The organism is Pseudomonas sp. 9AZ (assembly GCF_902506525.1).
GTDB classification, from domain to species: Bacteria; Pseudomonadota; Gammaproteobacteria; order Pseudomonadales; family Pseudomonadaceae; genus Aquipseudomonas; species Aquipseudomonas peli.
In genome coordinates this window covers 3,327,168-3,348,868 of record NZ_LR733840.1, presented here as the reverse complement: position 1 = coordinate 3,348,868, position 21,701 = coordinate 3,327,168, and the positions used below count along the sequence as shown (strand labels likewise).

Annotated in this window: 17 protein-coding genes and 3 pseudogenes; 6 read left to right on the top strand and 14 right to left on the bottom strand. The window is 57.2% G+C overall.

Features of this window, described 5'->3' with window-relative positions:
* Both ALTER154_RS15725 and ALTER154_RS15720 read right to left on the bottom strand, forming a co-directional pair.
* The gene (locus ALTER154_RS15725; RefSeq protein ID WP_160088424.1) at nt 1-1,854 is read right to left on the bottom strand and encodes an extracellular solute-binding protein; all 1,854 of its coding nucleotides are present in this window, start codon (nt 1,852-1,854) and stop codon (nt 1-3) included.
* A complete protein-coding gene (locus tag ALTER154_RS15720) occupies nt 1,851-3,680 on the bottom strand; it encodes an extracellular solute-binding protein (RefSeq protein WP_160090175.1) in 1,830 nt (609 codons plus the stop codon). Before ALTER154_RS15720 ends, ALTER154_RS15725 begins: the two co-directional genes overlap by 4 nt.
* A 167-nt stretch (nt 3,681-3,847) precedes the next feature.
* Here ALTER154_RS15720 and ALTER154_RS15715 point away from each other — a divergent pair, with 167 nt between their 5' ends.
* Nucleotides 3,848-5,272 carry an HDOD domain-containing protein gene (locus ALTER154_RS15715; protein ID WP_160088422.1) on the top strand — a complete coding sequence of 475 codons (1,425 nt, stop codon included), beginning with the start codon at nt 3,848-3,850 and terminating at the stop codon, nt 5,270-5,272.
* On the opposite strand, the gene ALTER154_RS15710 is transcribed toward ALTER154_RS15715, so the two are convergent.
* Entirely contained in the window at nt 5,273-6,853 is a 1,581-nt protein-coding gene (locus ALTER154_RS15710) for a lytic transglycosylase domain-containing protein (RefSeq protein ID WP_160088420.1), read from the bottom strand. It lies immediately after the preceding gene.
* A gap of 98 nt (nt 6,854-6,951) precedes the next feature.
* Complete coding sequence (gene gloB / locus ALTER154_RS15705; protein ID WP_160088418.1) at nt 6,952-7,725, bottom strand: hydroxyacylglutathione hydrolase; 774 nt, start codon at nt 7,723-7,725, stop codon at nt 6,952-6,954.
* A gap of 236 nt (nt 7,726-7,961) precedes the next feature.
* Here gloB and ALTER154_RS15700 point away from each other — a divergent pair, with 236 nt between their 5' ends.
* A complete protein-coding gene (locus ALTER154_RS15700) occupies nt 7,962-8,723 on the top strand; it encodes a class I SAM-dependent methyltransferase (protein ID WP_160088416.1) in 762 nt (253 codons plus the stop codon).
* A gap of 37 nt (nt 8,724-8,760) precedes the next feature.
* Nucleotides 8,761-9,213 carry a ribonuclease HI gene (gene rnhA, locus ALTER154_RS15695; protein WP_090255849.1) on the top strand — a complete coding sequence of 151 codons (453 nt, stop codon included), beginning with the start codon at nt 8,761-8,763 and terminating at the stop codon, nt 9,211-9,213.
* Nucleotides 9,214-9,643: 430 nt separating this feature from the next.
* Here the strand turns inward: rnhA and ALTER154_RS15690 are convergent, their stop codons facing one another.
* The 4 genes and pseudogenes from ALTER154_RS15690 to ALTER154_RS15680 all read right to left on the bottom strand — a co-directional run.
* Complete coding sequence (locus tag ALTER154_RS15690) at nt 9,644-9,880, bottom strand: hypothetical protein (protein ID WP_160088414.1); 237 nt, start codon at nt 9,878-9,880, stop codon at nt 9,644-9,646.
* 169 nt (nt 9,881-10,049) lie between these two features.
* The gene (locus ALTER154_RS21345; RefSeq protein WP_372239958.1) at nt 10,050-10,259 is read right to left on the bottom strand and encodes a HEPN domain-containing protein; all 210 of its coding nucleotides are present in this window, start codon (nt 10,257-10,259) and stop codon (nt 10,050-10,052) included.
* A 422-nt stretch (nt 10,260-10,681) separates the two neighbouring features.
* A pseudogene (locus ALTER154_RS21340) lies at nt 10,682-11,155 on the bottom strand (hypothetical protein); the annotation flags it as partial.
* Between the two features lie 362 nt (nt 11,156-11,517).
* Nucleotides 11,518-11,848 (bottom strand): annotated as a pseudogene (locus ALTER154_RS15680) (IS3 family transposase); the annotation flags it as partial.
* 547 nt (nt 11,849-12,395) lie between these two features.
* Between ALTER154_RS15680 and ALTER154_RS21335 the strand changes: the two are divergent.
* Both ALTER154_RS21335 and ALTER154_RS15670 read left to right on the top strand, forming a co-directional pair.
* A complete protein-coding gene (locus ALTER154_RS21335; RefSeq protein ID WP_160088412.1) occupies nt 12,396-12,782 on the top strand; it encodes an antitoxin Xre/MbcA/ParS toxin-binding domain-containing protein in 387 nt (128 codons plus the stop codon).
* Between the two features lie 174 nt (nt 12,783-12,956).
* Nucleotides 12,957-14,258: pseudogene (locus ALTER154_RS15670) on the top strand (transposase).
* Between the two features lie 530 nt (nt 14,259-14,788).
* Here the strand turns inward: ALTER154_RS15670 and ALTER154_RS15665 are convergent.
* The 4 genes from ALTER154_RS15665 to ALTER154_RS15650 all read right to left on the bottom strand — a co-directional run bounded on the left by ALTER154_RS15665 (nt 14,789) and on the right by ALTER154_RS15650 (nt 18,987).
* The gene (locus tag ALTER154_RS15665) at nt 14,789-16,849 is read right to left on the bottom strand and encodes a TonB-dependent receptor (RefSeq protein ID WP_160088410.1); all 2,061 of its coding nucleotides are present in this window, start codon (nt 16,847-16,849) and stop codon (nt 14,789-14,791) included.
* Nucleotides 16,850-17,315: 466 nt separating this feature from the next.
* Nucleotides 17,316-17,498 carry a hypothetical protein gene (locus ALTER154_RS15660; protein ID WP_160088408.1) on the bottom strand — a complete coding sequence of 61 codons (183 nt, stop codon included), beginning with the start codon at nt 17,496-17,498 and terminating at the stop codon, nt 17,316-17,318.
* A gap of 100 nt (nt 17,499-17,598) precedes the next feature.
* Nucleotides 17,599-18,255, bottom strand: a complete 657-nt coding sequence (locus tag ALTER154_RS15655; protein ID WP_160088406.1) for a CoA transferase subunit B — start codon at nt 18,253-18,255, stop codon at nt 17,599-17,601.
* A 33-nt stretch (nt 18,256-18,288) separates the two neighbouring features.
* Nucleotides 18,289-18,987 carry a CoA transferase subunit A gene (locus tag ALTER154_RS15650; protein ID WP_160088404.1) on the bottom strand — a complete coding sequence of 233 codons (699 nt, stop codon included), beginning with the start codon at nt 18,985-18,987 and terminating at the stop codon, nt 18,289-18,291.
* Nucleotides 18,988-19,112: 125 nt separating this feature from the next.
* On the opposite strand from ALTER154_RS15650, the gene ALTER154_RS15645 reads away from it, so the two are divergent.
* On the top strand, nt 19,113-20,015 hold the full coding sequence (locus ALTER154_RS15645) for a LysR family transcriptional regulator (RefSeq protein WP_160088402.1): 903 nt from the start codon (nt 19,113-19,115) through the stop codon (nt 20,013-20,015).
* A gap of 11 nt (nt 20,016-20,026) precedes the next feature.
* Here ALTER154_RS15645 and ALTER154_RS15640 read toward each other — a convergent pair whose 3' ends face one another.
* Together ALTER154_RS15640 and ALTER154_RS15635 are read right to left on the bottom strand one after the other, a co-directional pair.
* Entirely contained in the window at nt 20,027-20,761 is a 735-nt protein-coding gene (locus ALTER154_RS15640; RefSeq protein ID WP_160088400.1) for a type 1 glutamine amidotransferase, read from the bottom strand.
* A gap of 109 nt (nt 20,762-20,870) precedes the next feature.
* Nucleotides 20,871-21,569 carry a GntR family transcriptional regulator gene (locus ALTER154_RS15635; protein WP_218585085.1) on the bottom strand — a complete coding sequence of 233 codons (699 nt, stop codon included), beginning with the start codon at nt 21,567-21,569 and terminating at the stop codon, nt 20,871-20,873.
* Nucleotides 21,570-21,701 lie beyond the last annotated feature (132 nt).

Here is a 21,701-nt window from a genome sequence, read left to right as displayed (position 1 = left end):
TTATTGCTCCACGTCTACGGCGGGGTGAGCGGCAGCTTCGTCGGCTACGGCTTCAGGTGACTTCTCGCGGGCCCACCAGGTGTAGAGGCCTATGTCGTATTTCGGGCTGATCTTGGGATGTTCAAAGCGGTTCCAGTAGGCCACGCGCCAGGTTTTGATATGCCAGTTGGGCACCACGTAATGGCCCCACAGCAGCACACGGTCGAGGGCACGGGTGTGTGTGATCAGGCTCTGGCGCGAGTCGGCGTTAATCAGACCCTCAACCAGGCTATCCACGGCCGGGTCTTTCAGGCCGATAAAGTTACGGCTACCAGGGTTGTCGGCGCTGCTGGAGTGCCAGTATTCGCGCTGCTCGTTGCCAGGGGAGTTGGACTGACCAAAGCCTCTTACAATCAGATCATAGTCACGCGAGCGCTCCCGATTGACGTACTGGGATACATCGACGCGGCGGATCACCAGTTCAATGCCCAGATCGGCTAGGTTGCGTTTAAACGGTAGTAGAACTCGCTCGAATTCGGCTTGCGCCAGCAGGAATTCGATGGTCACCGGTTTACCGGTGTTATCCAGCATCCTGTCGCTATCGACACGCCAGCCGGCTTCCTGGAGCAATTGATAGGCGCGGCGCTGCTGCTCACGAATGATGCCGCTGCCATCGGTGACCGAGGGCTGATATTCGTCGGTAAATACCTGAGGTGGAATCTGCGCGCGCAGCGGCTCCAGCAGCTTCAACTCATCTGCGGACGGTAGGCCGACTGAGGCCAGTTCGGAGTTGTCGAAATAACTGCGCGTGCGTGTGTAGGCGCCGTTGAACAGTTGACGATTGGTCCACTCGTAATCGAACAGCAGGCCCAGGGCTTCGCGCACACGTCGGTCACTGAACAACGGACGGCGGGTGTTGAAGATAAAACCCTGCATGCCCGTTGGGTTGCGATTGGCGATCTCTTCCTTGATCAGCTGGCCATTGGCAACTGCGGGGGTGTTGTAGGCGGTGGCCCAGTTCTTTGCGCTGGTTTCCAGCCAATAGTCGAATTGCCCAGCCTTGAGTGCTTCAAGGGCGACGGTGTTGTCGCGGTAGTAGTCGATTTCCAGGTTGTCGAAATTGTAGAACCCGCGATTGACCGGCAAGTCCTTGCCCCACCAGTCCTTGACCCGCTCATAGCGAATTGAACGGCCGGCCTGCACGTCCGCCACCTTGTAAGGCCCACTGCCCAGCGGCACATCGAGGCTGCCTTTACTGAAGTCACGCTCGGCCCACCAGTGCTTTGGCAATACTGGCAATTGGCCGACGATCAGCGGCAGCTCACGGTTCCCAGCCTGCTTGAAGACAAAACGGACACTGTTGGGGTTTTCGACCTCGACCTTTTCGACGTCGGCGTAGTAGCCGCGGTACATCGGTGCGCCTTTGCTCATCAGCGTATCGAAGCTGAACTTGACGTCTTCGGCGGTCACCGGCTGACCGTCATGGAAGCGTGCCTCGGGGCGCAGATAGAAGCGTACCCAGGCGTTGTCCGGCGCTTTTTCGATTTTTTCCGCGAGCAGGCCGTAAACGGTGAAGGGCTCATCCAGGCTGGGGCGCGTCAGGCTGTCGTAGATGATGCCTATATTTTCTTCAGATACGCCCTTGGAAATGAAGGGGTTGAGGCTATCGAAGCCGCCAAAACCGGCCTGGCGCAGGGTGCCACCTTTGGGGGCATCCGGGTTGACGTACTCGAAGTGTTTGAAATTCGCCGGGTATTTCGGCGGCTCGTCATACAGGGTTTGTGCGTGCTTGGGGCCGGCCAGGGCCAGGCTGGCGACACCAAGCAGGGCAATGCTGCTGATGTGGATTAACAGGGCGCGCAATGCATGGGTCATTCAGCGTTCTCCATGGATTTCAGCCACCAGGTACGCAGTCCCAGGGTGTAGGGCGGCGTGGTGACGAAGGCAAATCGGTTGCGGTAAGCCAGGCGGTGGTAATCGATATACCAGTTTGGAATGCTGTAGTGCTGCCACAACAGTACCCGGTCAAGGGCGCGAGTGGCGGCGATCTGCTCGTCGCGGCTCTGCGCCGACAGCAGTTTTTCGATCATGGCGTCGACCACCGGATGGGTAACCCCCGCATAGTTTCTGCCGCCTTTGACCTTGGCCTGAGACGAGTGGAAATACAGCGACTGTTCCAGGCCAGGGCTGAGGGTTTGCGGCAGGGTCAGCAGAATCATGTCGAAGTCGTATTGGTCTAGGCGCTGCTTGTATTGGGCGCGGTCGACGGTGCGCAGGTTGGCCTGGATGCCAATGCTGGCGAGATTTTCGGTAAAGGGCTGGAGAATGCGTTCAAGGTTCGGGTTGACCAGCAATATTTCAAAGCGCAGCGGCTGCCCCTCACTGTTGAGCAGGCGTTGGCCGGAAGGCTTCCAGCCGGCTTCGGCCAATAGACCGAGGGCGCGGCGCAAGGTTTCCCGCGGGATACCCCGGCCATCGGTCTGCGGCATGCTGAATGGTTCGCTGAACAGGCGCGCCTGCAACTGTTTGCGGTAGGGCGAGAGCAACAGCCACTCGGCGCCCTCTGGTTTACCGCTGGCTGAGAACTCGCTGTTGGGGTAATAGCTTTTGGCGCGGGTGTAGGAGCTGTTGAACAGTGCGCGGTTGGCCCACTCGAAGTCGAACATCAGGCCCAGGGCTTCGCGTACCTGGCGGTCAGCAAACACCTCGCGGCGGGTGTTCATAAACAGCGCCTGGGTCTGGGTCGGGATCTGGTGCGGAATCTCGGCGCGGATCACTTCGCCACGGCTTAATGCCGGGAAGCGATAGCCATTGGCCCAGTTCTTCGCCTGCTGTTCGATATAAATGTCGAATTCACCGGCCTTGAACGCCTCGAACGCCACATGGCTGTCGCGGTAGAACTCCACGTCGACCTGGTCAAAATTGTACTTGCCGCGGTTGACCGGCAATTTGGCGCCCCACCAGTCCTTAACCCGCTCAAAGCGCAGGCTGCGCCCGGGGCTAACATGGGTAATGCGGTAAGGGCCGCTGCCCAGCGGCGGCTCATAAGTGGTGGCCTTGAAGTCGCGGCCTTTCCAGTAGTGCTGCGGCAGCACCGGCAATTCACCGAGGCGCAGGATGAGAAGAGAGTTGCCGGCGCGCTTAAGCACAAAACGAATGCTGTGGCGGTTGAGGATATCGACCCGTTTTACTTCCTGCAGGTTGGTGCGGTACTGCGGGTGACCGTCCTTGAGCAGCAGGCGGTAGGAGAAGGCCACGTCATAGGCAGTGATCGGTTTGCCGTCGTGAAAGCGCGCTTCGCGGCGTAGGTTGAACACCACCCAGCTGCGGTCATCACTGTATTCCACTGATTCGGCGATCAGGCCGTAACTGGAGGCCGGCTCATCACCGGACGGGTCATAGGCGCCGGTGCCGACCATCAGCGGCGCGTTCAGCTCGTTGACCCCGTACTGCAGGAAATTGGCCGTGCTGATCGGGCTGCTGCCCTTGAAAGTGTAGGGGTTGAGCGTGTCGAACGTACCGTTGGCCATCATCCGCAGCGTGCCACCTTTGGGGGCTTCCGGGTTGACCCAGGCGAAATGGGTGAAGCTGGCGGGATACTTAAGCTCGCCAAACTGGGCGTAACCGTGGCTTTTATACAGAGTGGCCCAGGCAGATGAACTGATGGCCATGCAGAGAAGTAACGAGAGGAGGGGACGTATCAAGTGAAATATCCGATCCGTGGCGTCTTGTGGGCTGCTGGTCAGGCACATTAACAGCTTGTATCGGCTGGAAAAAGGGTAGGTTCGACAGCCGTTGATAGCGGCACTTTGACTACACTCAAGTGATCCACTGCGAGGGCATCATTTTGCTAACAGCCTGCCATGGTTTGCAGTCATGGATCGATCGCTTCAACCAAGCCGAATTACCCGCCCTGGCTGCGGTGGTGCAGGATCTGCATCGTTTGACCCTGGGTGACAAATCGTCCGTGCAGCAACTGGCAGACGTTCTGCTACGCGACGCGGCCTTGACCACCAAGGTGCTGCGTATCGGCAATAGTGTCTACTACAACCCCTCGCAGGAGCCTATTCGCACGATTTCCCGGGCAATCGTGCTGATTGGCTTCGACAACGTACGGCAGATCGGCCTGTCGGTCAGCCTGATCGACGGCCTGCTGGCACGCAGCTCCCGCGATCAGCTTGCTGAACTGTTGGCACGCTCGTTTCACGCCGCCGTGCAAGCGCGCAATATCGCCGGCTACGTGCTGACTAAAAATGATGAGGAAGTGTTTATCGCCGCCTTGCTACATAACGTCGGTGAGCTGGCGTTCTGGGGCTGCGCCGGTGATGCGGCGGATGATCTGGCCAGTGCTCTGGCGCAACCTGGAATCGATGTGGACGAGCTGGTGATGCAACAACTGGGCACCAGTTTCCGTCAGCTCAGTTTGGCGCTGGTGAAAAGCTGGAACCTGGGCGACACCGTCAGCCTGGCGCATCAGTCCACCAGCCAGAATGACCCGGCCGTCAAAGCCGTGACCCTAGGGGCAAAGATTAGTCAGGCCGCGCTGGATGGCTGGGATACTCCAGTAATGGAGGCGCTGGTAGGGCAGTTGGCGAGTTTCATCGGGGTGACCCCTCAGGAAGCCATGCAGCAGGTGCTGGCCAGCGCTGAGGAAACCGTGAAGATGGCGGCGACCTTTGGCGCCAGTCAGCTGTGCAAGCTGATCCCCAATACCGACCCGGAGCAGATTCGTCTGCAGCAGGAGCAACGCAAGGCACGCCTGTTACAGCCCAATTTGCTGGTTTTGCAGCAAGCGCTGCAGGACCTTGGCTTGATGGTTTCGCGCCGTGGTGATCTGGGTATGGTGCTCGATACCTTGTTCAAGGGGCTTCATCTGGGCGCGGGGCTAGAGCGCATCATGCTGGTGGTGCTGTCAGATGGGCAGAGTTGTTTCCGCTGCAAGCGTGTGATGGGCGAGGGAACGGCCGGTTGGGCCCATGATTTTATTTTGCCGGTTGAACAAACCGAACAGCCGCATATTTTCAGTTATGCCCTGCGCAACAAAGAGGCACTCTGGATGGGGGTGCCGGCCAGCTACAACCTGAATGAGTTGGTCACTCAACCGATTCGGCAACGCCTAGGGCAGGGGATGTTCTTTATTGCCCCCCTGTTGGCCGGTACCCGCGAAATTGGCTTGCTGTATGCCGACAGTCGGGTGTCGGGGCGGGCCTTGAAGCACGAGCAGTTTGTCGCCTTTCAGCGCTTTACCCAGTTGACCGGGCGTTGCCTGGAGGCGATGAGCAAGAAGGCGTAATCAGTTAGGGCTGTACAGGGTCAAGGTCTGCCCAGGCTTGAGCGCCTTGCCAGCTTTGGGATTCCAGCTCTGCAGGCTCTTCATCGGCACCTTGAAGCGCTTGGCGATCAGGTACAGCGAGTCACCCTGGCGCACCTTGTAGTAAGTTGCGTTCTGCCGCCGTGGGGCGCTGCCACTGCTGCCGCTTGCACCACTGAGTTGGCTGCCGGCTTGTAAGGTAAGCACTTGACCGACACGTAGGCTGTTGCCGGAAAGCTTATTCCAGCGCTGCACATCCTTGACGGCGACCTGGTGGTTTTTGGCGATCTGCCAGAGGTTGTCACCGTTTTTCACCCGATAGGTACGGCTGGGGGCACTATGGGCCATGCTGCGTTGGAATACCGGTTCGCGCGCAGGTACACCCGGTTGCGCGGGGATACTCAGCACCTGGCCAATGCGCAGGTTATTGCTTGAAAGCTTGTTGATGTCTTTTAGGGTGTTCACCGTGAGCTGGTGCCGGTTGGCGATGGTGTGCAGGCTGTCACCGGAGCGTACGCGGTATTGCTGCCAGTCCACCTGCTCCTGAGGCTTCATCAAGGACAGGTTGGCGGTCAGCAATTCGGCTTTATCAATGGGTATCAGCAGGTGCTTGGGGCCGTCGAGGGTAATGCCTTTTTTGAACGCGGGATTAAGCAGGTACAGCTCGTCTTCATCCAGATCTGCCATGGCGGCGACACGTGCAAGGTCCATGCGCTGAGTGAAGGCAACCTTTTCGAAGTAGGGTTCATTGGCAATCGGCGCGAGGCTGACGCCATAGGCTTGCGGCGTCATCACCACTTGCGAGAGGGCCAGTAGCTTGGGCACGTAATTCTGGGTTTCCACTGGCAGCGAGAGGTTCCAGTAATCGGTCGGCAGGCCGAGCTTCTGGTTGCGCTCAATCGCCCGGCTTACACGGCCTTCGCCAGCGTTATAGGCTGCCAGGGCTAACAACCAGTCGCCGTTGAACATTTCCTTGAGACGAGTCAGGTAGCTGATTGCCGCATCGGTTGAGGCCATCACGTCGCGGCGGCCGTCGTACCAGTTGGTCTGGCGCAGGTTGAAGTTGCGCCCGGTGGAGGGGATGAACTGCCACAGCCCAACGGCATGTGCATGGGAATAGGCCAGTGGGTTGTAGGAGCTTTCGATCATCGGCAGCAGTGCCAGCTCCATCGGCATATTGCGCTGCTCCAGGCGCTCAACGATGAAGTGGATATAGGGGCTGCTGCGCTCGCCGGCTTTCTCGATAAACGTAGGGTTGCTGACGAACCACAGACGCTGTTGCTCGATACGCGGGTTGAGGGTGATGGTGTCCTGCAGTTGATAGCCGTTGCGCACCCGTTCCCAGATGTCTTTTGGTTCGTCGGGCGTAGAGGCGACGCCGCTGTTGAGCCATTCCGGCTCTTGCTCAAGGCCAACTGCACGGTCAGTGTCGCGACCACTGTCAGGGCGGTATTGGTTACTGGTCTGGCAGCCGGCCAGGGTTACGCACATGATCACCACAAGCGTCTGAGCGCTTTGTGCCAATGCCTTTAAATTCAAGGTCTTGCGTGGTGATAAGGGCATTGGCGGCGGTGTGCTTCCCGGCGAAAAGGTCGAGCGATTCTAGGAACCCGTCTGCCCTTGGTCAAGTTTTAACCAGTCTTTTGTGTGGTTGTCGAGGTTTAGAAATGGTCCTTCCAGGCACGCAATGCCGCGAATACCTGAGCGGGGGTGCGATTTTCGGGCCCATCACGTTCAATGATGCGGGCGACGACCGACGGTTGTGCGCTACGCAGAAAAGGGTTGGTAGCGCGCTCTAGGCCAATCGATGAAGGAAGGCTGATGTGTCCAGCTTCGCGCCATTGGCTGACCTGGGCCAGGCGTTGATTGATGTCTGGATTATCGGGTTCAACAGCCACAGCAAAGCGCAGGTTGCTCAGGGTGTATTCATGGGTACAGAACACCTGAGTCTGTTCGGGGAGGGCGGCCAGGCGGCTGAGCGAGTTGTGCATTTGCTCGGGGCTGCCTTCAAACAAGCGACCACAGCCGCCAGCAAACAGCGTGTCACCACAAAACAGCCAGTGCTGCTCAGGCTGGATATAGGCGATATGCCCAAGTGTGTGTCCCGGCACTTCATATATGTCGAATCGCTGGCCCAGCACTTCAGCCTGGTCGCCGTCGCGCAGCGCCAGGTCGCGACCTGGAATTTTTTCGTTGGCCGGCCCCATTACTCGAGCACCGGTGGCCGCCTTTAGTCGTTCAATGCCGCCGACGTGATCGAAATGATGGTGGGTGATCAGAATATCGCTCAACTGCCAGCCTGGGTTGGCCGCCAGCCAGGCCTCGACCGGCGCGGCGTCACCCGGGTCAACAACCGCGCAGCGGCGCTGCTTCAGGTCTTGCAGCAGCCATATATAGTTGTCGGAGAATGCGGGCAGGGCGTCGATTTTTATCATCAGTCGGTCGCTAAGCAGGGCACAAAAGTGCATCTTAGGGTGCAATAGCGATGCTGGCTATGCAGTACGATCTGCTGCGCGTCGGCCCTGCTGCGTTAAAACAGGCTCGGAATGCTCATGTAAAAAAGTACACTCCGTTTCCTCGCCTGTTCTTGCCTTGCAGGACTCTAGCTCGCGAGGTCGTGAATAGACTCTAAGCTCCAGCTCGGTCGTGAATAATACGGGAGTAGCCCCTTATGTCCGATCACCCTTTTGCCCATGCAGACAGTGAATGGCTTGACCTTATTGCCTCAGCGCGCACTTGGCTGAGTGGCCCACTCGGGCAGTTGCTGCTGGAGCAGGAGCGGCAATTGCTGGAGGAAGAGCTGGCGCGCTTCTTTGGCGGTTACCTGGTGCATTACGGCCCAGCCGCCGAAACGCCGCCGGATGCTCAGCAGATTCAGCGCAGTGTGCGCCTGGGCGCGCCGTTCAAGGGCGTGGAAATTGTTTGTGAGGAGCAATCCTGGCCGCTCACCGAGCATGCTGCCGATGTGGTGGTGGTACAGCACGGCCTGGATTTCAGCCTGTCACCCCACGGTTTGCTCCGTGAGGCGGCGCGCAGCGTACGCCCAGGCGGTCATCTGCTGATCGTGGGTATCAACCCGATGAGCACCTGGGGTATGCGTCATTTCATAACACGCGATGCCTTGCGCCAGGCGCGCTGTATCGCGCCCAGTCGGGTCAGTGACTGGTTGCACCTGCTGGGTTTCGCGCTGGAGAAACGCCGCTTCGGGTGCTATCGTCCGCCGCTTTCTTCGCCGGCCTGGCAGGCGCGGTTGGCGGGGCTGGAACGTTTAGGCGCGGCATGGCAGCCACCCGGTGGCGGTTTTTACGTGCTGGTGGCCCGTAAGCTGGTCGTGGGGCTGCGGCCATTGCGCCAACCCAACCGGCAGCCGGTAGGTAAATTGCTGCCGATGCCCGTGGCCAAAGTCAGCCGCCGCGAAACACCTCAGAAATAGCACCGGCCGGACTAATTGAGCGAGAGATTGCAGATACATGAGTGAACAGGTCGAGATCTACACCGACGGCGCCTGCAAGGGCAACCCAGGCGTGGGTGGCTGGGGAGCGTTACTGATTTGCAAGGGTGTAGAGAAGGAGCTGTGGGGCGGTGAACCCAACACCACCAATAACCGCATGGAACTGATGGCCGCGATCTGCGCCTTGATCGCGCTGACGCGTCCCTGTTCGGTGCGCCTGGTGACTGACTCGCAGTATGTGATGAAAGGCATCCAGGAGTGGATGCCGAACTGGAAGAAACGTGGCTGGAAGACCGCCGCCAAGGAACCAGTGAAAAACGCCGACCTTTGGCAGGCGCTGGACGAACAGGTCAATCGGCATAACGTTACCTGGCAGTGGGTGCGCGGTCATACCGGCCATCCGGGTAACGAGAAGGCCGATCAACTGGCCAACCGCGGTGTGGATGAAGTGAGGGCAAAGAAGCATGCGTAGCGTCGGGCCGTTCCACCTGGTATGCAACGGTGTAAACAAACGATCATTGCTCTAATGGTCGCTTGAGACAGCTCCAAATAGCTGCTAATAGCCGCCGCATGAGCATCGTGGCCAGCATTTTTCGAATCTGACTCAAGCTAAATGTAAATGATGGGCGTTTTTGAAGCCGCATCGTTTACATTCTGAATCTACGAGGCATCGCGTCGGTTTGGAGTGGGCCCCGTCCCCATTTCGCTCAGCGCTGCATCAGGTCAACCATCCCGGGGAGCACCTCTTCCAAAGTGACATTCCCTGCTTGAATGCAGGTCATAGTCAGGGTGAATCGACGAGATGCCCGATCTATCGCTTCGTTCTTACCGGGCACCCGAGTCGGAAGTCGCGTCGAGGCGCGCGAGCACAATATGCCGAGAGAGGCAGCGATATGTCAGGTTTAAACCAGCCGAATATCCAGTGCGATCCAGACCTCATAACCTTTGTCTCGCGCAGCTTTTTCGGCATCGGGTTGGGCTATCAGCGTGCTAATGGAGTTTGACCGATGCTCGAAGCGGAAAAGTTTCACACCATTCTCTCGCACACTCAGTTCAACGATTGTGTAAGTCGAAAATGGATTTAGCTTTTTAGCGGGCTGTTTCTCATGTACCTGATCAAGGTCGAATGCGCCGCGCATTACCGCTGCTACGCGGTCCTGTACGCGCAGGCTGTGTGCCCGACGAACTGGAGTGGGGCATGCAGCGGGATATGAAGTGTCAGTGTTACTCCATGCGCTGGGATAAGGTTACTCGAGTAACAGGCTAAATTTTTATTTAAGGTTTCCGGATTAGCAGATGTTCACGATATCATTCTTCGCTGAATGATAAGCGCTTGTAAATGTTCAGTTCGAATATGGACTCTAGTTTTTGCCCTAGAATCCAAAGTTTTCGGCCTTTAGCGGCCCGCTTTTCTGCAGTTGAGTCGTAATGTGTTAGATAGTTTCTGGTGTCTACGATTTTGCGAACAATGCTATTGATTGTAGCTTTGTCTCCGAAGTGAGATTCGAAGGGTTCGATTAGTTTTTTATTCTATTGGCTTGAGTGGCTTAATTACCATGCTGTAATCGACCAAATAGCCTATCGTGGTTGTCTGATGGGTAAGATATTAATAGTTTTAGGGTGAGCGCGCGAAAGTGCTCCGGATCCATTTGAGTTGCTATATGTGTGCGCGACTGAAAGTCTCTAACCCTTGCATTAGTGATAAAAATTTCGAGTCTAAATGTTTATGGGTTACATTCTGAGTTGAGAAGTAAAAGTTAAAGGCAGGGGGCAATGTTTCATAATCATCTAGCCACTTTTTAAGAATATCAGGGAAACGATCGCGAATTTGAGGGCAGGCAAAGCGTAGGTCGTGCCGTTTGACGTCGGGTTTGGATTCTGAAAAAAGGAGACTGGGGTAGAAAAGCTTTACTTTGATAGACTCGCCGGTATCTGTAGAGCTACCTGGAACCTAGGCGTTCACAGAGTGCATGGGTAGTGAACAGGCTGTGGCGAAGCAAAGCAGGTTCTTTATTTTTATAAGCGATGTTTGTGAAGTAACTAAAGCATTGATGTTCTGAAGTTGAGATCTTGATGTACGCAGATTGGGTGATCTTTGCTTCGCTGTATGTGGGGAGTCCTGGGGTTGTGTAAACAAAGCAAATTGATGTTTCGCAACCGGGTTCACTGTATACAATAATCGGTTGTTGTGGCTCGTGCATTATTGTTGCAGTGTTTTCACTGCGTTCTACCTTGATGCCGCTGGTTCGAAGCCAGTCGTCAATGCCTTCAATGCTAAAGCTGAACTCTTTAAAAACTGTCTCTTCATCTGCTTCATAGACGGCTTCTATGGTAGCGCGATCGACCCGTATACGAGATGTAGCGGGCGCTTCGAATGCTAAATTTCTATTTATATGGAAACAGTCGTCGAGAGTTACGGCGCCATCATTTCAAGATTACCAATAAGTCGATCAATATGATAATCATCTAAGGCCATTGGATCTGTTTCTATTGTAGTCATTTTAAGCTCAATATCGCCGCCGTCACTTATAGTGAGAGTGCTTTGGAGTTATTTCTCAGGGTTGTTTGGTGCGGAGAGAAAGCCAGTTCTTTTAAATTCGCTTTCTAGCCTAATTTGATTCCCTTCGACATAAGATTTTGATTCCCGCAACAACGTATAGGGCAACTATCAGACTCAGCATGCTAAACCCAATGCCAATCTACCCTCGGCTCTACTGATTCGTCCATTCTGGGTCTATAGCCCGCTGCACAGTTTTCTTGCTGCTATAGAGGTGCCGTAGCCGTAAACTCCGCCGCTCTCTAACCACGCATGCTTGATCAGTCCAAGCAGACGTTGATTATCCTTGGCTCGTGCCGACTTCGGTTCAGCCAGTCACGCGTAATAACCGCTGGCATGTACTTTCAGCGTCAAGCACAGGCGGCGAACCGAATAGTCAGCTGATAGCTGATTGATGAAGGCGTACTTCAACCGCACTCCTTGGTAAAGTACGCGGCGGCCTTTTTAGGATGCCTCGCTCTTCGGTCACGCGCTTGAGTTCGGCACGAAGACGACGCAGCTCAGCTTGCTGATCGTCCTCTTACGCGCGTTGCTCTTGGGGCTTGCTATAGCGTTTAGGCTTGGCGACGCTGCAGGTCTTCGGCCAGCCATAGATCTTGTTGCTGAAGCGTCTACCCCTATAGAGTCCGTTTACCTTTTTGGTGATCTCGATGATGCCAGCACTCGAAGAAACGCAACGTCGCTCCCACTTGGCCCATGTCCAGGCCACCAACAACCTTGCGGGCGCTCGCATGAGCTCTTACATGTCCTCGAAAATGGCTGACTATGTGAAGGGCCGCCTTTCCTCGGCTGAACTTGTAGCAGCAGCAAAAGCTCGCTACGAATCCATGACTGAGTAAGTCAATTTCTTCTACGTCATGGCCTTCGCGACCCTCTCCAATGGCCCGCCTATCTAATCAATTTGTCCGCCCCCACCTAAACGTCTCCTTCTAGAAACTTGCGGTCGGTTAGTGGGTGACTAGGAAGTTAGGGGCGATGCAGTTGGTCTGTAATCCGACTCAGCACTTCAAGGGCTATGCTGCCGGGGTCACATAGAAATACGCGCTTCACGCCCAACACCAGCCCCCGCTGGTAGAGACAACTATAGTGGTCTACTAATGCACAAGCTCTACGATCGGCTAGGTTTGCCAAAAGCTCATTACCGTATGCATCAGGCAGTGCTGGCCGGGCTTCCGGTTACGCTAGTTGCGGATCTTGCGCATGAACTGGGGCTGCGTCGCACACAGGTCGCAAGGTGGGTGGGAACCTCGTTTCGAAACTCCGTGATGTCTGCCCGGGCAAGCGAGGTGTTTTGTCGTCTCGTCGAGACCTTGGATGCCCTGTTGGAACTCCATGAGGGAGATCTCGATGGCGCGCTCCGTTGGCTGACCTCACCGGTTCTGGCGCTAGCCTCCGAGCGGCCGATCGATCTGCTCGTTACTGAGCCGGGCCGTAGGGCAGTAGTGCAAGTGATTCACGCGCTTGAGCACGGCTTGCCGGTTTAGGGGTGGGCTGTTTTCTTGAATAGCCCCTTGTTTCGCAGACGGTCGTGAGTGTCCGCTTCAGGTCGATTCAGCTGCATCCAAGTGGCAGCTATTGGCCGATTTTGTTGAAAAAGTAGTGGCCTCCCCATGCCATTGGCAAAATTGCTTTGTCAGCGAGCGTGGGGGGCGAACAGCATGATGGGGCAGTTACCGGGAGTGCAGCAGTGCCTGTTCTATTCGTTCAATCTGGAAGATCACGTCCCGGGCCAACATCTCCTGCGCAGCATCGACCAGTGCCAGGATCTCAGTGATCTGCGAGCCTACCTGGCGGATTTCTATAGCCTCATCGGGCATCCCTCGATTGACCCGGAGTTGATGGTGCGCATGCTGGTCCTGGGCTACTGCTATGGCATTCGTTCCGAGCGGCGATTGTGCGAAGAGGTACACCTGAACCTGGCCTATCCCTGGTTCTGTCAGCTGGGTCTGCAAGACGAAGTCCCCAATCACTCGAGCTTCTCGAAGAATCGTCATGGCCGTTTTCGTGACAGCGATCTATTCCGCTGGTTATTCAATGAGGTGCTGCGGCGCTGCATGGCAGCTGGCAACGTGGGGTGGCGGGAGATGAAGTCGATTGGCGCGATCCAGCACTCAGCAGCCGCGCGGTGCGCGAGTACCTCGAAGCCCTTGATGACGAGGCGCTGGCTGAAAAGAAAATTTCGCTCACCGATCCTCAATCCCGTTGGACAGCAGCGCCAGGCGGCCCGGCCTGCTTTGCCTACTCCACGAACTACCTGATCGACACTGAGCACGGCGTGATCATGGATGTGGAAGCTACCCCGGCGCACCGTACCGCCGAAGTCGATTCGACCAGAACGATGGTCGAGCGTGTCGAAGCGCAGTTCGACCTAAGACCGGAACGCCCTATCGGCGACACCGCCTATGGCACTGCCCCGATGCTGGCCTGGAAGGTCGAAGAGAAGGACATCGAGCCGCATGTGCCGGTGTGGGACAAGACTGAGAGCAAGGACGACAGCCTCTCCAGTAACGACTTCCACTGGAATCCAGAGACCAATGAATACCGCTGCACAGTCGGCAAACCGCTGCGCAGTGAATGGCGTGCCTTCACCCAGAAAATGATAGCGTGTGACCAAGGCCGATACCATCATCTACCGCTCCAGCCAAACCGACTGCGCCAACTGTCCGCTGAAAGCGAAGTGCTGCCCCAATACCGCATTCGGCAAGATCGCTCGGAGCATCCATGAAGCGGCCCGTGACGTAGCGCGACGCATCGCTAAGACACCGGAATACAGCGTCTCTCATTGCGAACGGAAGAAGGTGGAGATGCTGTTCGCCCACCTCAAACGGATCATGAAGCTCGGCCGTTTACGACTGCGTGGACTGACGGGTGTAACTGACGAATTCACCTTGGCCGCTACTGTGCAAAACCTGAGACGCATGGCCAAGCTGCTGCCTCACAGGCCAGCGATCACGGGATAGGTTCGCCTGCGGCGAGCGGAAACCCTCAAAGCTGAGCAAGGACGCTCAGTGAAACGCCGAAAGGCAACTTGAAGTGGCTTGCAGCCACTTTGGCAGCAGGCACACCTGATCTGCTGGCTGCCGCCGAAACCTACTTTTTCAACAGAATCGGCCGTTTTCTGCCAGTCAATCGGTACAGGCTACTGGTCAGGTCGAATGCAATCGCTGGTCAGCTGGGTGCAACTACGCAGTCATCGAGTATCTACCGACGCCGGGCCGATTCACCAGACAAACCGGCCTATTGCCGTAATCGAGACGAAAGACAATAAGCACTCCGCTGGCTTCGGCATGCAGGCAGCAGGCGCTGGGTTATGCCGAATCGCTGGATGTGCCGTTCGTGTAATCCAACAATGGCGATGGTTCCCGTGTTCCACGACCGCAACGGTACTGGCATTTTTGGGTCAGCGGCAACAATCAAAAGCCATACTCGGTACCGCACAAAACTAAAAAGCCAGAGATCACCTCTGGCTTATAACTTTCCGCGAAGCAGTTTACAGTTTCATATTGAGCGACACATAAGCCGAACGACCTGGTGCCGGTGAAAACATTGCCTGGTCATCGCCGCCCCAGAAGAAGTTATCGTACCAAACGTATTCGTACTCACGGTCTGTGAGGTTCTTGACCTGTAAGTCGATGCTGGTGGTTGTGCTCAAACGGTAGCTGACATTGGCGTCGAGCAAGGCGAAGCCGCCGTACTTGCCGGCCTCGTTAGCCGTATCAATATAGTAGTCGCCCTGGGCGCGGGCCTGCATGCCGAAGCGCCAGTCATCATTCAGACGATAGTCCAGGCCAAGGTTGCTGATGTAGCGCGGCGTGGAGAAAACTTCCTTGCCGGCCAGAGATTCACCGTTGGCATCGAACGCCTTGACCACCTTGGCTTCTTGGATCGCATGGGAACCCCAAACAGTCCACTGGTCATCAAGCTGGGCAGTGAACTGCATATCGATGCCTCGACGGCGTGTTTCTCCCAGCCCGACCGTCGTGCCGGTGGCGGGCATGTTTGACACTTCGTCGGTGGCGTCCTGCTGCCACACGGCGATGCGCGCCTCGGCACCGGCGAATGGGCGGAATTTCACACCCACTTCCTTGCCGGTATTGATGGACGGATCGTATTCGGCGGCTCCATTGACCAGATAGCCTGGATTGGCATTGCCGGTAAGGATCTGGAAGGTACGGCCCCAATTGGCATAGACATCAGTGCTCGAGTTGACGCTGTAGACCACGCTGAGTTTGGGCTGCTCGATCCAGCCGTAGTCCTGCAACGAACCTTTAGCGACTGTGGTGCCGTCTAACGCGTTGGTGTGGCCGCTGAACTTGTCCACGCGCATGGCTGGGATGATTTTCAGCGAGTCAGTCGGCTGGATAATGGCCTGAACGTAGCCACCCAGGTTACGCAGGGTGTAGTGGTCGTCATTCTGGATGCGTGCCGGCGGCGCGTCGAAGTCGGTCGGCACACCATAGGCAAAACGCCTGCGCTCGTAGGCGTTGTCCTGCTCTTCATAGCTGATGCCACCATCAAGCGTCAGCAGGTCATTGGCGCGCCAAGTTAAGTTGCTCAGCATTCCGAGTTGTTGTTCGTCCCAGAGGCGGCGCTGGCGTGGCGCGTTACCGGGCTGATAGCTGGTGAAGGTGATCGAACGGTCATCGTTGTAGCTGTTGTAATAAAGCTTGTTGCTCAAGTTCAGGTCGTCGTTCAGCTGCCAGTCCATGTGTAAGCTCAGGTGCTTCATGTCGCGGTCACTGCGATCGTTGTCGTTCTTGGCCGGCGAATCGGTACGGCTGGCGTGCAGTTCATCATGGGTGAGGAAGCCGCCTTCGTCTGCCTGATGATGGTAGAGCCGAGCGATAGCGCCGATGCGGAACGTCTGCTCATCGTTACTGAGGAACCACTTGCCGCCCAGCGCATATTTGTTGGAGTTACTGTGATCGCGGGAGCCGTCCGAGTCCTGTTTGGCCAGCATGTAGTTCTGCGCGAAATTGCCTTCTTCGTGGCCGATGGCCAGCTGCACTTCGCGGGTGTTGAAGCTGCCATAGGTCAGACGGCTATCGACGTAGTTACCGCCCTGGCGGGTGGCATAGTTGATGTTGCCGGCAATGTTGTGCAAACCGTAACGCGGATCGTTGGTGCCCCGTACTACCTCGATGTACTCGATATCGAGGGGGAAGATCATGTCGACGAAACGTTGGTTGCCACTGTTGACGTTACTCGGGATGCCGTCGATCAGCATCTTGATGCCATTGATGTAGCCCTCGCCGTTGAAGGCACGGAAAGTCGCCTTGCCGGACTCGGCACCCTGGCCGGTCTCGGTCAACTGGATGCCGGGCATCTGCCCCAGCAATTGCCAGCTGTTCATCACGTTCTTGTCTTCTATCTGGTCACTGCCCATGACATCGACAGATGTGAGTACGTTCTCGGTGCGCAAGGCTGCACTTTCCCGGTGCGAAACGTGAACGTCACCCAGCGTAATAGTGGAATTTACGGACTGGGCGGCATAAAGGTCGGGCGTAACCAGCGCCGTCAGAACAGCGAGGAAGGCCGTGGTGTTTTTCATGAAAGCTCCTGATTGCCCGCTTAAGGACGCAGTGCGGACAGCGATGTAAGAAGGCGACGGCGCGGCGTGAATCTCTGTTCATTTGCCGGATATCTCGGCTAGTGCTAAGCAGGCCGCCTGGTAGTTTATTGTTGTTATAACGTAACAGTCCAGGGCGGTGCGCAGTTTACCTACTGGCCAGTAGGTCGAAATGGCCTTGAGCGCTGAAATGGATGGCGGTGGGGACACCTGAATTTTCTTGGCAAGGCTCGCTGTACGTCAGGCATAGACGCCAACACAAACAGGTAAGCGGGCATTTAGTCTCGCTCGCGTATCCGCCGGGAAAACTCAATAAGGGTTTTGTTAAAGCCTTCAATGCCCAAAACGAAACCACCACTAGAAATCTAAAGCTGGATACTGAGCCTAAAGGTCGCGTACTCCTTGGTCTTCGCATCCAGTAACCAAATTGCCTGCTCATCCGCGAGCCTTAGTAATACTTCAGCCAGGCGATATCGCGACGGCGCTGTTTAACCTGCGTAAACCAGCGGGGCGGGAAGTGGAGCATCGCCGACAATATTGCCGCCCACATCCAGATACCGGCAAGGTTGTCGAAGCCGTAGTAGTTGCCCTGATTCAGCCCCCATATCTGCACAGCGACCAGGTAAAGCACCTTAACGCTACACGCAGCGTGGATGATTCGCCTCATTCGATAAGTTAAAGCCGCCCCGTATGCAGCCAGGCGCGGTGGCAGTTTGAGGGGCGGGAGTTGCTCAGAAGCTCATTTCGACGACGTCGTCCGGCACGATCAACTTGCCGGCGGTCTTGCTGACAATTTCCTCGATGCTTACGCCCGGCGCACGTTCACGCAGGATAAAGGCACCGCCCTCGATCTCCAGATAGGCCAGGTCGGTCAGCACCTTGCGGATACAGCCGCAGCCGGTGAGCGGCAGGCTGCAGTGGTTGAGCAGCTTGGACTCGCCGTCCTTGGAAGCGTGGGTCATGGTGACGATGATGTTGTCAGCACCGGCCACCAGATCCATCGCGCCGCCCATGCCCTTGATCAGCTTCCCCGGGATCATCCAGGAGGCGATGTTGCCGTGTACGTCCACCTCGAAGGCACCGAGTACGGTTAGGTCGACGTGGCCGCCCCGGATCATGGTGAAGGACTCGGCCGAGGAGAAGATCGATGCGCCGGCGCGGGCGGTGACCGTCTGCTTGCCGGCGTTGATCATATCGGCGTCCACTTCATCTGCCGTGGGGAAGGCCCCCATGCCGAGCAGGCCGTTTTCCGACTGCAGCATCACATCGATGCCGGCAGGCACGTAGTTGGCCACCAGGGTCGGAATGCCTATTCCCAGGTTGACGTAGTAACCATCCTTGAGCTCACGCGCGACGCGCTGAGCCATCTGTTCACGGGTAAGTGCCATGGCGAAATTCTCTTGTCGTTTAGTCGTGGACGATCAGGCGCGCAGGGTGCGCTTCTCGATGCGCTTCTCGAAACTGCCCTGGATGATGCGATCGACATAGATGCCAGGGGTGTGGATCTGGGCCGGATCCAGTTCACCCGGCTCGACTATTTCCTCCACCTCGACCACTGTGATGCGTCCGGCAGTGGCCACCACCGGGTTGAAATTCTGCGCGGTGTGGCGGTAGACCACGTTGCCGAAGTGGTCGGCCTTCCAGCCTTTGACGATGGCGACGTCGCCGGTGATGGCCGGTTCGAGGATGTAGTGGCGGCCGTTGATCTCGCGTGTCTCTTTGCCCTCAGCGACCAGGGTGCCGTAGCCGGTGGCTGTGAAGAACGCCGGAATGCCGGCACCGCCGGCGCGCAGCTTCTCGGCCAGGGTGCCTTGCGGGGTCAGTTCGACCTCCAGTTCGCCGCTGAGCAGCTGCTGCTCGAACAGGGCGTTATCGCCGACATAGGAGGCGACCATCTTGCGGATCTGCCGGTCTTCCAGCAGCACGCCGAGGCCGAAGCCGTCGACACCACAGTTGTTGGAAACCACGGTCAACCCCGTGACGCCGCTGCGGCGGATCTCGGCAATCAGATTCTCCGGAATGCCGCACAGGCCGAAGCCACCGGCCAGGACGGTCATGCCGTCGGTGAGGCCGGCCAAGGCCTCCTCGTAGTTGTATACACGCTTGTCGAGTCCACTCATGCTGCTGCGCCTCTTGTCATTGTTGGGGCGGCGGTCGCGCTGCCGGGAAGCTGAGCAGAGCTTCTCTTGGGTAGACTGATTTGTTAAGTTTGTTTTTCTTTTATATTAATCACTAAAGTAAATAAATGACCGTCAAGCAATTGCGCGCCTTCCTTGCCGTGGCCCAGAACCTGAGTTTCGCTCAGGCCTGCGAGCGTCTGCATTTGTCACAGCCAGCTCTGAGCCTGGCGATCAAGAACCTGGAAGAGTCCCTCGGTGGTCAGTTGCTGACGCGCACCACCCGCAGTGTCAGACTGACCCCGGAGGGCGAAACCCTGCTGCCTATCGCCAGGTGTCTGTTGGCTGACTGGGATAACGCCGAGGAGTTGCTGCTCCAGCACTTCAACCTGCAGGTGGGTAAGGTGGCGGTGGCGGCCATGCCGTCCTTCGCCAGCAACCGGTTACCCGCTGCGCTCAGAGCCTTCCGCGACGCCTACCCGCGGGTCAACGTGGCGGTGCATGACGTGATCAATGAACGGGTCATGGAGATGGTGCGCGATCGCCGCGTCGAGCTGGGGGTGGTCTTCGAGCCGGCGACGCTCGATGGCCTGCAGTTCACCCCGTTGTACAACGACCGCTTCGTCGCCGTGGTGCCGGCTAGTGGCGCGTTGGCCGATAAGGGTGAACTGAGCTGGACGGATCTGTTGACCCAGCCTTTTATCACCTTGCAACGTCCATCTGCCGTGCGCCTGCTGCTGGAGGAGAGCATTGCCGCACGCTATGGCAAGTTGCCGGTGGCCTTCGAGAGCCATCAGTTGGCGACAGTGGGGCGCATGGTCGCCGAGGGCCTGGGCGTAAGCGCGGTACCCAGATTATGCCAACGGCAGATGGAGGAGCTCGGCGCGCGCTGCCTGCCCCTCAGTGAGTCTTATGTGGAGCGCCGCGTCGGTCTGCTGCAGCTGGCCGGCTTCCAGCTGTCCAGCGCGGCGCAGGCCATGGGTGATGTGCTGATTGCGCAGGCGTTGGCTTTTTCCGATGGGTCCGGCTGATGGGGGCGAAATCATCGATTCCCGTGCTTGGTACCCAGATGGGTTCTGAAGAATTCTGCTACCCATTTCGCTACAGGGCTGGGGTCGACCGGGAGTGAGTCGATGGAATCCAGGGCGCGCAGGGATACTGCCTCGGGAAGAAGACCGCCACGGAATTTACGGGCCAGGGCCTGGGTGTATTCAGGGGTGAACTCGGGGTGGTACTGCACGGATATGGCGGGGAATGAGTAGGCTAAAACGCCATTCTTGCAATGTGAGGAGCCGCCGATTCGTCTCGCCTCAGGTGGGCGTTGTTGAACTTGATCCTGATGGAATACGAAGGCGGCAGCGCAGCCAGGGAGTTCTGGGGTTTCGTACTCGTACTGCTGCGCGCCGACGCCCCAGCCTGCTGCCGACTTGGCGTTCAAACCGCCATAGGCGTCGGCCATGATCTGGTGGCCGAAACAGATACCGAAGACCGGGCATCTTTCCTCTCGCAACTGCAGCAGGAATTCGATGAGCGCCAGCATCCAGGGGCTGCGCTCGTAGGTGCTGTACTTCGAGCCGGACAGGATATAACCATCGAATGCCTGGGGTGCAGGCAGTGCCTCGCCCTGCACCAGGGAGAGGTAGGTGAAGGTCGCCTCTGGAAAGAATGGGGCCAGCCAGTTCTCGATCATCATGGGATACGAGCCGAACTGATCAATCAAATCATCCGGAGTTACACCGTTCTCCAGGATGCAAATCCGCAAAGTCTTTTGCGACATTCTTTACCTCACTGTTATCAGCCCCAGGCTTTGTGGGCGGTTTGAGTTACGTTTTGTAGGCTCAGGCGACTGCCGGGCTGTGAATCGAGATACTGGCTTCTGGTAGCGTTCAGGCCTCAGCGGCGAATGTGCCTTGTTCCAGGAGAAACTTCGCGCCTTCCGCGATATCACGGCGGATGGCCATAGCCGCAGCAACACCATCTCCGCGCTCAAGGGCTTCCACCGTCTCCTCGTGAAAATCGATGTCCAGAATTTTGCCCAGATCGCCGTTGAAGTGGCTGCCAAATTGGCGCAGGAATGGACCGATCTGCAGCCATAGCGTCTCGATCAGGAAGATCAGCGATTCCGAATGGCTGGCCCGGTAGATAAGAAACTTGAACTCGTAGTTGCGAATCAGGTAGTCATCAATGTCCTTGTTCTGGGCGGCTGCCGTGAGTGCGGCGGCTCCTTTTTTGATGGCTTTGATCTCGGCTGCGCTGAGCTGTGCCGAGGCCAGTTCAGTGGCCGCGCCTTCACAAACTTCCCGGGTTTTCATCAGATCCTGGAAACGCGCCCTGGTCATGGGCGGCAGTGTCAGTGAGCCGTTGGGCAGCTGGGCCAGAGCACGCAAGGACTGCAGCTTGGTCAGCGCTGCGCGCACCGGCATGTCACTGGTTCCCAGCTCCTGGGCGATCTTGCGCGAGGTCAACTTCTGCCCTGGCCCGATCTGGCCCGCCATCAAGGCTCGCCTCAGTCGTTGATAGACGACTTCATGCATGGGCGTCGCTTCTTCTATGGTGCCGAGTCCTAGCGTATTCAGCTCTTTCACTGCTTGCTCCGGTTGGGATTGCTCGGGGGACGAGTCTAACAGAAGCCCTCCGAACCCAGATTCAATGGCCTGGGGACTCGCGGGTGCGCATCTCGATGGCGATTGCGCAATGCCCCATGGCAAAGCTGATTG

Bases quoted from the DNA above. Each gene is read 5' to 3' on its own strand.
- ALTER154_RS15725 (WP_160088424.1), bottom strand. From the start codon at position 1,854: ATGACCCATGCATTGCGCGCCCTGTTAATCCACATCAGCAGCATTGCC.
- ALTER154_RS15710 (WP_160088420.1), bottom strand. From the start codon at position 6,853: ATGCCCTTATCACCACGCAAGACCTTGAATTTAAAGGCATTGGCACAA.
- gloB (WP_160088418.1), bottom strand. From the start codon at position 7,725: ATGATAAAAATCGACGCCCTGCCCGCATTCTCCGACAACTATATATGG.
- ALTER154_RS15700 (WP_160088416.1), top strand. From the start codon at position 7,962: ATGTCCGATCACCCTTTTGCCCATGCAGACAGTGAATGGCTTGACCTT.
- rnhA (WP_090255849.1), top strand. From the start codon at position 8,761: ATGAGTGAACAGGTCGAGATCTACACCGACGGCGCCTGCAAGGGCAAC.
- ALTER154_RS15690 (WP_160088414.1), bottom strand. From the start codon at position 9,880: ATGCGCGGCGCATTCGACCTTGATCAGGTACATGAGAAACAGCCCGCT.
- ALTER154_RS21335 (WP_160088412.1), top strand. From the start codon at position 12,396: ATGCACAAGCTCTACGATCGGCTAGGTTTGCCAAAAGCTCATTACCGT.
- ALTER154_RS15665 (WP_160088410.1), bottom strand. From the start codon at position 16,849: ATGAAAAACACCACGGCCTTCCTCGCTGTTCTGACGGCGCTGGTTACG.
- ALTER154_RS15655 (WP_160088406.1), bottom strand. From the start codon at position 18,255: ATGGCACTTACCCGTGAACAGATGGCTCAGCGCGTCGCGCGTGAGCTC.
- ALTER154_RS15650 (WP_160088404.1), bottom strand. From the start codon at position 18,987: ATGAGTGGACTCGACAAGCGTGTATACAACTACGAGGAGGCCTTGGCC.
- ALTER154_RS15645 (WP_160088402.1), top strand. From the start codon at position 19,113: ATGACCGTCAAGCAATTGCGCGCCTTCCTTGCCGTGGCCCAGAACCTG.
- ALTER154_RS15640 (WP_160088400.1), bottom strand. From the start codon at position 20,761: ATGTCGCAAAAGACTTTGCGGATTTGCATCCTGGAGAACGGTGTAACT.